The following is a 12,065-nucleotide window of genomic DNA, read 5'->3' as shown; positions in this document are numbered from 1 at the left end:
CGCCCCCATAGCCCCTCTCCATCATCGGCCCGTCCACCACGGAGTTCCCGGACAGGCCCTGACTCATCCCGGGCGACAGGAAAGTAACTGTTGGTTGTTCACCGGACGCTCCCCCCGGGGCTCCAGGATCAGTGGCCGGCGGCGACCGGAGCGTCGAGCTCGCGTGCGAGATGCGCGGCGGCCGACGCTCGGCAGCTCAAGCCGCGTCGGTGCAGCGCAGGAAGGGCGGGGTCGGGCATGAGCCAGCAGTCTTGTGGGCCGCTCACCCCGTCACCCCGCCAGCTTGACCAGCGAAGAGGCCCCTCGCCTCTGGAAGTGGATCCTGATCAGTCAGTTTTCCGTGCGCAGCGGTACGAGGAACTCCTCCGAAACGGCTCGGACCACTGCCCCGTGAGCCAGGACGACTATCGCCACGGCTTCCATTCCTGGTCATGGGGGCAGCTGCACCGCTGCTCAGGGCGGTCACACGCCCACATCAGGAACCGCCGTCGCTCGTACTCGGTGGTCAACGATCAGGGTTCGCTGGCCCGGGAGAGGGCCCTGAGCGCAGGGCGGGGCGCCGCGATGCGATCTATACTCGAACGTATGTCCGACAGTGTGTCTCCGAGGCTCGCCGCTCTGCTCTTCCTGGAGCGTGTGCAGCTGGACGACCTGGCCCGGACACGGTGCTGGATCGAGAGTGAGCGGCAGCGCGCCGCCGAGGAAGCGGCCCGCCGTCCGCTCCCGCCGCCACCGGACTGGGTGATCGCCTACGTACGGCGAGGCGCCGGCAAGGCCCGGCTGCCGGAAGGCGTCCATGTCGGCGGGTGTTCGATGGCGCCCGGCCAGCCCACGGCCGTCAGCCGCGAGCAGGCCCTCGCCGCCCTCGCCGAAGGCGCCCCGGCCTGTGACTTCTGCCGGCCCGACACCGCCCTTGGCATGCTGGAATGAGCAGCCCGGAGCACCCTGGAGACATGGACCAAGCGCCGATAGTCGTCCACCGGCCGCGCGGCAGTGGCGGCCGGCGCGTCACCGTGCGCGGACAGATCATCGGCCTCGCCCACAGTGACCGTGACCTGGTGGAGTTCCTGCGGCAGTCGGGCCTGGATGAGACGAGTGCCGAGGACATGGTCGCCGGGAACTCCGTGATGATCGAATGGCGGGGCGGCCGGGCGCACCATTATGAGGCGGCATGACGAGAGTGCTCCTCCCGGCTGAAGACGGGGGCAGGGCAGTGTGCGCTATCTGATCATGGGTCAGAGTGCGGCTGACGTGGGTGGTGTGGCGGGCATGGCCGGGGGTGCCGGATCGTGGCGTGCAAGGGCCGTTTCCCTGGGGAAGCGGATGGCTGCACTGTTGCGGAGGGGGATGTCGCGGCGTCTGTTCGTCGCGGGTGGTGTGTGGGCGAGGGCGATGGCGAGCGTGCTGCGGACGAACTTCACTGTGTACGTGCCGACGGCCATGTCTGCTGCCCCCAGGCGACAGCACAGGAAACCTTGATACCCCGGTTGGCGTGTGCGGCGATTATCCTGGCGGCGATCGTGGCGAGCTGCCCGTAGATCCCGCCCAAGGTGATCCACGCCGAGGCTACGAGTCCCCAGCCGTGACCTGTCGCCTTGAGTTTCGTGCCGTCCGCCCCCTTCTGGAATGGGCGCAGTCCCCCCAGCCGGCCGGTTGACTTGCGGCTGTGGCTGCCGCGTTGACGGGACGCTACCCTGCGTTGACTGCTGGAGATGACGGAGGGGCGATTGCCTGTTCTGTGGCGAGAGCGTTCCCGGCCAGGGCCGGTGACATCATGATCGAAATCTGCGGGATCGGGAAGTGAAGGGGAACTGGCCCGTGCTGAGACCGGACATCCTGCGCCCGCTGCCTCGTGCGTATCCAGAATGGTCAAGAACTTGCAAACCGCCCTAAGAATCCCAGCTCACGAAGCGTGGTCCCCGCGCAGGCGGGGGTGAACCGAAAGGGTAGGGCACCGCCGGGCGGGGTGTCAGGTGGTCCCCGCGCAGGCGGGGGTGAACCGCCGCCCCGGTTCGCGGCGGTCCCGCACACCGCGTGGTCCCCGCGCAGGCGGGGGTGAACCGACGTTCGGGGAGGGTGTCGGCAAGACCGGCAAGTGGTCCCCGCGCAGGCGGGGGTGAACCGACGCTGGACTCTAGGGGAGCACCGGGATGAGCGTGGTCCCCGCGCAGGCGGGGGTGAACCGATCCGATCGCCTATACCCACCTGACGGGCAAAGTGGTCCCCGCGCAGGCGGGGGTGAACCGTCGTCCGTAGCGGTCAAGACCTTCCCTCGCTCGTGTCCCCGCGCAGGCGGGGGTGAACCGCGCTTTTCTCCCTGGATCGAGGGGCGGTCCAGGTGGTCCCCGCGCAGGCGGGGGTGAACCGGCCTACGACTACATGAGGTCGATCTTGGTCACGTGGTCCCCGCGCAGGCGGGGGTGAACCGGCTGAGGCAAAGCGGCAGCGCGCCGTGGCCATGTGGTCCCCGCGCAGGCGGGGTGAACCGGCCCGAGGAGGCGGCTGGCCCGTACACGAGCAGTGGTCCCAGCGCAGGCGGGGGTGAACCGGCGATCGGGTAGACGCCGAGGTTGCGCCCGTTCCGCTCCCCGCGCAGGCGGGGGTGAACCGATCCACGACAGCTCCATCTGAGTCGTGGCAAACCGCTCCCCGCGCAGGCGGGGGTGAACCGGGCTTGTCGTACGCGGACGGCGGCATCCGCGACCGCTCCCCGCGCAGGTCGGGGGTGAACCGGTGGTGACGTCGATGCCCATCGGATCGGTGGGCCGCTTCCCGCGCAGGCGGGGGTGAACCGAACCGGATCGACCCCCGGGTCTACACGGCTCACCGCTCCCCGCGCAGGCGGGGGTGAAGGGGGAAGCGTACTGGTTGGTGGCGGGTGCATGGGCGTGAGGTGCTTGGGCTTGAACGGTCGGAGTATGCGCGTCAGTTGGTTTTTTTCCATGTCTTGCAGCCGTTGGTGCGGAAGGCTTTGTCGGTGGCTGCGATGGTGACGGTCTCGGCTCCTTTGGATGCGTCGGCGCTGATCACGTCTTTGCCCTCGCCGCTGGTCTTGTTCAGTCGGGCCCAGGTGTAGTAGGTGATGGGGTCGCCCTGGGGGCCCTCGCTGTGGTAGGTGCCGGGCCGGATGTCCCGCCCGATGAGGGAAATGCCGTCACCCGGGATCTGCCCGGCCTTCGCGTGGCCTGCGTCCTCGGAGCGTGGCGGAGCTGCCGTCGGCGGCAGCGCGGCGGTCTCGGTGCGCGTGGCTGTCACCGTGGGGGAGGCGCCCCCGTCGGAGGAGGAGTGCCCCACCGAGCCGGCCAACGCTCCGATCAGCAGCCCCACCGCGGCCGCTGCTGTATGCGTCAGCCACGGCCGGATCCGCCTGCTCCTCGGCTGCCCGTCCTCGCCGTCGGGCCGCTGTATCGGTCCATGCGGAGGCCCTCCAGGCACTCGCCACTCCATCCCCACAGACTGAACCCGCCACCCCGCCCGCGCACGCCAACCCGCCGCAGCGCCACTACTGCTGGGTTCCTGTGAGGCAGGAAACAGCCATCCGGCGCAGCGAGGAGACGCGGGTGCGGTGACCAACATCCCGTCACAGGCTGGTGTTGAGACTGTCGAGGGGAGCAGGTATCGGTTCGGAGCCGAAAGCCTCTGCCAGGGGCAGCGCCGACACTGGCGTGAAGTCGGGGGACGGCGGGGTGCAGCATGGCTGGTGCCTGCGCGGTGAGAAGGACTTCCAGGCCACGCCCTGCATCGCGTCCGGCGGAGCTCCCGCGCCGGCTGGCCGCACGGTGTCTTCGGTACCCGCTCGGCAACGCTCCCCGGCACGGGTAGCCGTATGGACTCTTTGGCAGGTGATCCTGGCCCCCGCTGGGCCGTTCAACCGCGGGTCTTCGCCGTCGACCCTGAGGCCGGCGGGGGCTCTTCGGCGGCACGGTGGCCCCCGGCTGCGGCAGTACCGGAGCCGGGAGATGTGCATCTTGTATTTCGTTACCGTGGTGTGCACCGGGGGCGTCGTCTACAGCGAGGTCTGGTCCTCACCGTTGAAGCGTTGGTCGCGGCAGCCATCTCGCATCGATCCCGTGATCTTTTGCGCACTCTCCTGCAATACCGCCCCACTGTGAGGCACGTGCGAGCAGCTTGGTCGGGCTTGGCCCGTACGGCCGGTGGGGAGGTGTCGAGTGCTGGCGGTGCTGAGCGCCGTTGGAGCGGAGGCTGTTGGCGATGTTCTGACGTCAGCGGTGATGGGTGAGATGGTGGGAGCCGTGGAGTGAGGGGGGAGATGTTCGATCCGGGACTTGCTGGCCAAGAAACGGCAAAGCGGTCTTGATGTAGCAGCTCAGGAAGCCTGATCCCCGCGCAGGCGGGGGTGAACCGTCCGCACGGCAGTTGGCGCGGCCAGCGGGAAGCTGATCCCCGCGCAGGCGGGGGTGAACCGGAGGGGCGGATGCCCTGCGAAGACTGCTCGCCCTGATCCCCGCGCAGGCGGGGGTGAACCAAGCCCACCATGTCCGCATCAGTCAAGAGGAGCGTCTGATCCCCGCGCAGGCGGGGGTGAACCGGGCTACGTGGATCTGATGTACCGCTCGGGCCGCTGATCCCCGCGCAGGCGGGGGTGAACCGCCCAGGAAATCCACGGAATCGGTGACCAGGACCTGATCCCCGCGCAGGCGGGGTGAACCGAACGTGGCAGAGCAGGCGTTGTGGACGCGGTGCTGATCCCGGGCGCCTGGGCTGTGCTGTTGAGCTCACATTCGCCGGCACCCTCGCGCCCCTTTTGCCTCTCTACAGGTATCCGCCGTTGGTGAGCGGTCGGCTGGGCTCGCGAGACTTCCTGTCTAAAATGCTGGAGCCTCGGTGCAGTTCGTCAGTGAGTGAGGAGATTCCAGTGGTCCCTAGTGGCATGCGTCAAGAACTTGCAAAGGGTCTTCAGCGTCGCAGGTCAGGAAGCCCGCTCCCCGCGCAGGCGGGGGTGAACCAGTCGGGCAGTACCTTTCGGCGTGCCAGCAGGCCCTGCTCCCCGCGCAGGCGGGGGTGAACCGCAGTACTCGCGACGCAGGGCGTAGAGCTCGGCCTGCTCCCCGCGCAGGCGGGGGTGAACCGGCGCCCTCTGGCTCAACGGCTGCCTGTGCGCCCTGCTCCCCGTGCAGGCGGGGGTGAACCGCGTCAGCCGACCTCGCCGCGCTCCTCGAACTACTGCTCCCCGCGCAGGCGGGGGTGAACCGTTCCATCACCCCGACTCCCACCGCCTGTGCGCCTGCTCCCCGCGCAGGCGGGGGTGAACCGGCGCAGGACTCGCTGGTCACCAGCGGCCGGCCCTGCTCCCCGCGCAGGCGGGGGTGAACCGCGCCAGGAACGACGCGACGATTTCACTGCGACCTGCTCCCCGCGCAGGCGGGGGTGAACCGCACTTCACGTGGTTCCGTGAAGCCGTGCAGGCCCGCTCCCCGCGCAGGCGGGGGTGAACCGCCGGTCTGGCGAACCTGGGTCTTGAGCTGGGTCCGCTCCCCGCGCAGGCGGGGGTGAACCGGACTCCACGTGGCGGCACGACGGCTGCCCGATGTGGTCCCCGCGCAGGCGGGGGTGAACCGCTCAGGACGTGGCTCGCCTCTGCGAGATCGCCCCGCTCCCCGCGCAGGTGGGGGTGAGCCAGATCGGGCCAGGCGCGGGCGCTTTGGCGGTGTTGTGGTAGCGGCAGGCGGTAGTGGTTCGGGGCGGGATTGCGGTGAGCGGCTGTGTGGGGGGAAGTGGCTGGTGTTCTCGTCAACGTCCCTGGGGGCGGGGCGTGTTGTCGGTGGGGGGTCTGGCCTGGTGTGTTGTGGCGTTGTCTGTGGCGTGTGGTGGAGTACTGCCCTGCTGCTGGGCTCGGGGTGGGGGAGTGATGGTCGATACATGCTTATGGGGAAAGTCTGATGGGCTGCCCATGCCGTATCCGTTGGCGGGGCATCTGGTGGACACGGCGGTGGTGTGCGGGACGGTGTGGGACTCGGTGCTCTCGGCCGCCCAGCAGCGTCGCGTCGCCGAGGCGCTGAAGCTCGGGCCGCAGCAGGCCCGTGGCGTGGTGATGTTCTGGGCGGGTCTGCACGATCTGGGGAAGATCACGCCGGGTTTCCAGCGGCTCGCGGCTCGGACCAGGCCGGCTGCCTGCGGCTTCCTCGACGAGGCGGCGTATGCGGACGGGCGTGCTGTCCGGGGGCGGTTCAGGGGTTGTGCGGCATGAGTACGCCACTCACCGCGCCCTGCCGCAGCTGCTGGCACGGCTGGGATATCCGCAGTCGGGCGGGCGGCTCGCGCGGCTGCTGCTCGCGCAGGTGCCGCAGTTGCTGGGCGGGCATCACGGCCGTTACCCGCAGGGGATTGAGCTGCGTGATCTGCAGGACCCGCTGAGCGTGACACGGGAGCTGGGGGCCGGTGCCTGGGCTGAGCAGCGGTGGGAGCATGTGGCGGCGCTGCACGAGGTGCTGGGTGGGCCTGCGGTACCGGCCTGCGGGGCGCTGCCGGTGGAGGTGGCTGTGGTCATCGCCGGCATGGTGATCGTCTCGGACTGGATCGCCAGCCAGGAGCACGTCATCCTCCGGCAGTAAATACGCCTTGCTGGCCAAGCGGATGTGGGTTCCCGTGCGTCACTGGCTGGCCATGCGCGGGCTCTGATGCGTGGAGTACCGGACTTGTAGGAGGAAGCGGGTCTGGGGTGGGCGGCCCTGCGGAGCGGCACTTTCGCTGAGTTGTTCCCTGAGATCGCGCGTCCGTACGGCTTGCAGAAGAGCGTGGAGGCGGGGCTGTCCGGGGCGATTGATGGTCGGGGATCTTGGTGGTGACGGCGCCGACGGGGGAGGGGAAGACCGAGACGGCGTTCTACCGCGTCGTTACTCTGGTCCGCGCGCAGGCGGGGGTGAACCGGGCGCGGACCAGGAAACGGGCGTCCTGCACCGGTGGTCCCCGCGCAGGCGGGGGTGAACCGACGGAAGCCGCGCTGGTGCAGTGCATCGCCCTGTGGTCCCTGCGCAGGCGGGGGTGAACCGCATACGTACACGCGCCGCCTGTCTGAGGATGTCCGCTCCCCGCGCAGGCGGGGGTGAACCGGCCACGCTCACCGACTACAGGCGACAGCTGAAGTGGTCCCCGCGCAGGCGGGGGTGAACCTAGGCGTTGGGTCGACTTCGGGTGTGCGGAGAGTGGCCAGCCTGCGGGGCATCGCCGTTATGCAAAGGGGTGACGGACCCCTGGGGTCCGTCACCGTTGGCTCACAAGAGCCAGCTGACGAGTTCGTTGATCAGGACACGGAGTACCGCGCTGACCACGACGCGGGAGACCTCGAGGAGGACCTCGCGTCGCTGGACGAACTTCTGCGGGAACCTGGACACTGTTTCTCCATAGCGCCTACAGGGCCGAGGTTGCGCCACATCCCTCGAGAGGGTCGTGCGTTCATCTCGGTGTGCCGTCGGCGGGAGAGCCAATGGGATTCCGCGCACCTCCCAGGGAGACGTGCAGCAGTAAGTACTCTACGCGCAGGACCAGTTCGAGTGCCTGCGGTTGACTGAATTCCCCTCCGTCGGTCCTCGCGGGGCGCGGCAGGGCGAGGCGATGTTGCAGGCAAGGGTCGCTCTGTTGCGTTCTGCTGAGGCACACCTGCACTGAACCTGTGACAAGGAGCACTATGCCCCTGGATGCCCGCCTGTGGGGCAAACATGCCGGACTGGGCCAGAACGCTCGCGGTGCAGATCACACGCATCCTTTGATCTGTCACCTGCTGGACACGGCGGCCGTCGCCGAGCTGGTCTGGGATGAACTACTGACCGCGCACCAGCGGAGCATGGTGGTGGAGTCGCTGCAGGTTTCGCCTGGGCAGGCGCGTGCGCTCGCGGCATTCTGGGCGGGGCTGCATGACATTGGGAAGATCAGTGTGCCGTTCCAACTGCACTCGAATGGACCGAAACACGCGGACAAGAGGCTGCAAGCCCAGGAGCTGAGGGGTGAGCCGGGGTACGGGTTCGGTGCTGGTGCCGCGCAGGACAGGCAGTCGCACGAAGCGGCGGCGCACTGGTGGCTGGTGGGGGCCTTCAGGGAGAGCGGCTATCCGGACTCGAGGCGGCGTCCGCAGTCCCGGCTCAGCCATGCGGTGGCCCAGCTCCTCGGTGGGCACGGTGGCCGTTTCCACCCGGTGGTCTACGACAAGGACTCGAGGTGCCCCGTTGCGCGTCACCCCGGTATGGGCGCGGGCAGTTGGGAGGAGCAGCGCCGGCTCCACTTCAAGGAGGTACGCAGAGTGGTCGGGGCGACCTGGGTTCCGCAGGGGCGGATGACGCCGGAGGCGGCTGTTGTCCTGACGGGGTTGGTGACCTTGTCGGACTGGCTGGCCAGTATCGAAGAGGAGATCCTGACCCGGCTCAGGGACGAGGGATGGGCTGGAACTCCCGAAGACCTGGACGCCTACTGGCAGATCGCCCGCACGGCGGCTCGCCGTCTGGTGCAGCAGGCGGACCTGCTCGGGACGGGTTTCGCCCGGCCGTCAGAGTCTGCACAGGGCGTGGGGGAGACGGGTCTTGGGGTGAGCATGGCTCGCCAGTTGCCTGATCTGGTAGCCGAACATGGGCCGGGCTTGGTGGTCGTGACTGCTTCGCCGTCAGAGGACCGTACCGAAGCGGTCCTTCGCGCAGCGGCCGTCCTTGGGCATGCAGCGAATGCGCGGGGCCTCTTCTACGCCGTGCCGACCGGTTCAGCGGCCGACAGTCACATGGCGCAGGTGCACGCGTTCGCCGGGCAGGCGCTGACCGGGCCCTGGCGGTCGCTGCTGCTACACAGCTCTTCGCGATTGAAGCCGGCGGAAGCCGCGGAGCAGTGGGCGCACGCCAACGCAGCCGGGGGAGTCAGCGCGGAGCCTGGTGAGGAGTGGGCCCTGACAGCGAACAGCTGGCTCAACTCCCATCACCGCGCGCTCTTGGCTGCGCTCGGCACGGGGACGGTGGACGAGCTTCTGCAGGCTGTCATGCCGGTGAAGTTCAACGTCATGAGGCTCTTTGCCCTTTCCGGCAAGGTCGTCGTGGTGGATGAAGCCCATGCCCGTGGCGCCTGGGGGCAGAAGCTGATGCTCCGGTTCCTGGAGTGGGCTGCTGCGTTGCGGATACCGGTTGTCCTGGCCGCGACGGCTGCGGACACGTCCGTGGATGCGATGCTGGCGGCCTACCGCCGGGGCGCAGGTGGTGGTCAGGAGCCGGTGACCCAGCCTCGCCGCTCGCCGGGGTGGTCGTTCGTGGATGCCCGGTCGGGAGGCGGGCACTTGCCTCAGCAGCCTGCCGGCAGCACGCGCGGCCGCACGCTCGGCATCACAGTCGTTGACGGTTCGCCGTATGCCGAGATCCGGGCGGCTCTTGCACCGGTGGTCACAGAAGGCAGCGGACGGGCCGTCGTCTACCGGTCGACGCCGGCGGAAGCCATCCGCACGTTCCATCAGCTCACACAGGATCTGCCCGGCCTTGATGTGACCCTGATCCATGAACAGATGCGCAACAAGGACCGATGGAAGCGGCTTGCAGCCTGCCGGAACGCCTTCGCCCCCAACGGTAGAGTCTCCAGGCCCTCCGTGCTGGTGACAACGCCGATGCTGGAACATGTCCGGGGTCTGCACTTTGACCTCGTCATCTCTGGACTGGCACCGCTCGCGGCCTTGCTGGCCCGCGCGGCGCAGAGCGTGAGTGATCGGCCAAGGCTGGTGGTGCTCCGAGCGGACAACGTGTCCGCACGGGACGAGGCCGCGCTGGTGCGGCGCACTGACCTGATCCTGGGGGCCGGCAGGACCATTTCGCTGCCTGGAGAACTGCCCTTGCTGCTGGATGAGGTGTACGCCGACGAGCTCGTCGACGGGTTGGGGGAGTCCGCGGCGCGTGAGCTCCAGCAGCTCGACAACCGGCGCGCGGTGCGGGAACGCAGAGCCAGGGGTACTGCGGGTTGGCTGGCGGTGCCTGGACCGCGGGAGCTCGACGGTGACCTCGGTCTGCTCAGCCGCTGCCACCCCGGTTTGGAGCCCGAGCTGCTCTCGTCTGTGCTCGGTGAGGAGGTGGTGCATGTGGTCTGCCTCTTCCCCGGGCCCGACAAGCAGGGGCAGACGGTGTACCTGTTGGAGGACGGCGTCCTGGAGCAGAAACTTGAGCAACGCCGCCCTAAGAGGAGACCGAATCCAGGCCAGCTCGTCCCCTATCTGATACCGGTGCCGAAGCGACTTGTCGAGGGTGTGGAGGGCGATGCCAACGCCGCCTGGCGCGACATGGCCGCCCTCCAGAATGTTCTCCGACTGAACCTGAGGCGGGAAGACGGTGCATGGGTGTACGTCAGCCCGACCCACCGTTTCTGCATAAGTGAACTTGGCCTGAAAATTGATCCGTTGCCGTAACCGCCCACGCCGCCCGGGTACGTCCTTCTAGCATTCGGAGGAAGTCCGGCCACGGGGGGAGGGGCGTGTCCACGCCTGCGTCCAATCTGATCGAACAGCCATGGATTCCGGTCGCATGGCTGGATGGGAAGTCAGGCCCATCTCACGTGGGCCTCAGGAGCCTGTTCCTGCAGGCCCGAGAGATCCGCACGCTGCTGATTCCGGAGGCTCCGGCTCACTCTGCGATGCTGCGCTTGCTGTACGCGCTCACGGCCCGGATCACCGCGCTGGACGAGGCCGGTCCCGGAAGCTGGGGCGACCGGCGGGAGGAAATCCTTGAGCAGGGTCTTCCCGAGCAGAGCATCGAACTCCCCGACGGCCGCAAGGCCGGCATCGCCGGCTACTTCGACCAGTGGACTCACCGATTCGACCTGTTCGATCGCGATCGTCCCTGGCTTCAGGACCCTCGCCTTTCCGACCAGTGCGACAGGAACCGCACCGCCGGGGTCCACAAGCTGGTCATGAGCCGGTCAGCGGGCAACAACCATTCCTGGTTCGGGCACTGGAGCCATGACCAGCTCGTACTCCCCAACCTTTCGCAGGCGGCACTGTCGTTGCTGACCTGGCACTACTGGGGATCTCCCGGCGGCCTCTCGAGGCGTGCGGTCGGCCAGGTGAGCCACCACTACGCGAAGGCTTCACCACTGCGCGCTGCGCTGTCGTATCACCCGGAGTGCGACAACCTCTTCCTCACGCTCCTGGCAGGTCTGACGCCGCCGGACGGCGACGTCAGCCGAATGAGCGACCTGTGTCCCTGGGAGCGCGATGACCTCCCGGACCCGCTCCAGCCGATGCCCGAGCCACAGGGTCCCTGCTCCCGGCTCACCGCCTGTTCACAGCACGCTCTCCTGCTCGTCCCTGACGAGGATGGCCAGCACACCGCCGACGCGTACATCACCTGGGCCTACAACGCCGAACGCATCCGGCCGGAAGACGATTACCTGATCTGGGACATCGACAAGGAGGGGAAGAGCTCCCCCCGGCCCGCACGCGCCTCCCGATCTCTGTGGCGGGACATCGATGCCCTTCTGCTCAAGCAGCTGGATGACTCCAGCCCCATCCAGCCGAGGGTCATGGACCACGCTTTCGACGTCAGCGAGTACTTGCGCGTACGCGCGCTCGGCTTCGAACAGGACTCCAGCCAGGCGGCCAACCATCAATACGTCGACTCCACGACCCCGGTCCTCCTTACCCGAGTGGAGGAAGACGTGGCGAACACAGACCTGCCCGTGCGTCAGCTCCGCGAGCTCGGCGAGCTCTTCGGAGGCCGGCTGGAGCAGGCCACGAAGGAAGCCTGGCTGAAGTACACGGCTGACAAGAAGAATGATCCGGGAGCATGGCTGGACGCGGTCACGGCACGGTACTGGCCGTCGGCGGAGGACGAGTTCTGGTCACGATTTCGGCAACTGAACCGCTTGGACGGTCTCGAGGGTTCCGGCTTCGATTTCGACGCCACATGCAGGGCTTTCGGGCGACACGCGCTCGATGCCTACGAGACGGTGACCGACTCCGTGACGCGCACCCCACGAGGCGCGAAGGCCGTCGCCAGGGCGAAAGCGATCCTCCTAGCCGCCCTGAAAGACCCACACAAGGCGATGGAGCAACCGCAGACGAGACGGGCGGCCAAGAAGTCGTGACCGTCGTCCGCCGA

General features: G+C 68.3%; 7 protein-coding genes and 3 CRISPR repeat arrays. Of the genes, 6 read left to right on the top strand and 1 reads right to left on the bottom strand.

The annotated features are described in order from the left end of the window. Nucleotides 1-585: 585 nt before the first annotated feature. Both OG965_RS00910 and OG965_RS00905 read left to right on the top strand, forming a co-directional pair. Nucleotides 586-930, top strand: coding sequence for a DUF6233 domain-containing protein (locus OG965_RS00910; protein ID WP_371648079.1), 345 nt, complete (start codon nt 586-588; stop codon nt 928-930). A 23-nt stretch (nt 931-953) separates the two neighbouring features. Next, nucleotides 954-1,175: a hypothetical protein gene (locus OG965_RS00905; RefSeq protein WP_371648077.1), complete on the top strand. Its 222-nt coding sequence runs from the start codon at nt 954-956 to the stop codon at nt 1,173-1,175. A 741-nt stretch (nt 1,176-1,916) separates the two neighbouring features. Beyond that, nucleotides 1,917-2,855: a CRISPR direct-repeat array (repeat unit 25 nt; unit sequence TCCCCGCGCAGGCGGGGGTGAACCG). Nucleotides 2,856-2,925: 70 nt separating this feature from the next. Here the strand turns inward: OG965_RS00905 and OG965_RS00900 are convergent. Further along, on the bottom strand, nt 2,926-3,435 hold the full coding sequence (locus tag OG965_RS00900; protein ID WP_371648075.1) for a hypothetical protein: 510 nt from the start codon (nt 3,433-3,435) through the stop codon (nt 2,926-2,928). Between the two features lie 901 nt (nt 3,436-4,336). Next, nucleotides 4,337-4,671: a CRISPR direct-repeat array (repeat unit 29 nt; unit sequence CTGATCCCCGCGCAGGCGGGGGTGAACCG). 270 nt (nt 4,672-4,941) lie between these two features. Then, nucleotides 4,942-5,640: direct repeats of the CRISPR family, unit length 27 nt; unit sequence GCTCCCCGCGCAGGCGGGGGTGAACCG. Between the two features lie 229 nt (nt 5,641-5,869). On the opposite strand from OG965_RS00900, the gene OG965_RS00895 reads away from it, so the two are divergent. The 4 genes from OG965_RS00895 to casA all read left to right on the top strand — a co-directional run bounded on the left by OG965_RS00895 (nt 5,870) and on the right by casA (nt 12,051). Beyond that, complete coding sequence (locus tag OG965_RS00895; RefSeq protein WP_371656808.1) at nt 5,870-6,208, top strand: HD domain-containing protein; 339 nt, start codon at nt 5,870-5,872, stop codon at nt 6,206-6,208. Continuing rightward, nucleotides 6,198-6,572 (top strand): HD domain-containing protein, encoded by a 375-nt coding sequence (locus OG965_RS00890; RefSeq protein WP_371648072.1) that lies wholly within the window; start codon nt 6,198-6,200, stop codon nt 6,570-6,572. The genes OG965_RS00895 and OG965_RS00890 overlap by 11 nt, the downstream gene beginning before the upstream one ends. A gap of 1,073 nt (nt 6,573-7,645) precedes the next feature. Then, the gene (locus tag OG965_RS00885; protein WP_371648070.1) at nt 7,646-10,375 is read left to right on the top strand and encodes a CRISPR-associated endonuclease Cas3''; all 2,730 of its coding nucleotides are present in this window, start codon (nt 7,646-7,648) and stop codon (nt 10,373-10,375) included. 65 nt (nt 10,376-10,440) lie between these two features. Continuing rightward, on the top strand, nt 10,441-12,051 hold the full coding sequence (casA, locus tag OG965_RS00880; RefSeq protein ID WP_371648067.1) for a type I-E CRISPR-associated protein Cse1/CasA: 1,611 nt from the start codon (nt 10,441-10,443) through the stop codon (nt 12,049-12,051). The last annotated feature ends 14 nt before the right edge of the window (nt 12,052-12,065 follow it).

This window comes from Streptomyces sp. NBC_00224 (assembly GCF_041435195.1).
Lineage (GTDB): Bacteria > Actinomycetota > Actinomycetes > Streptomycetales > Streptomycetaceae > Streptomyces.
Note: the sequence above shows the minus strand (reverse complement) of the source record. Positions and strands in the feature narration are given on the sequence as shown.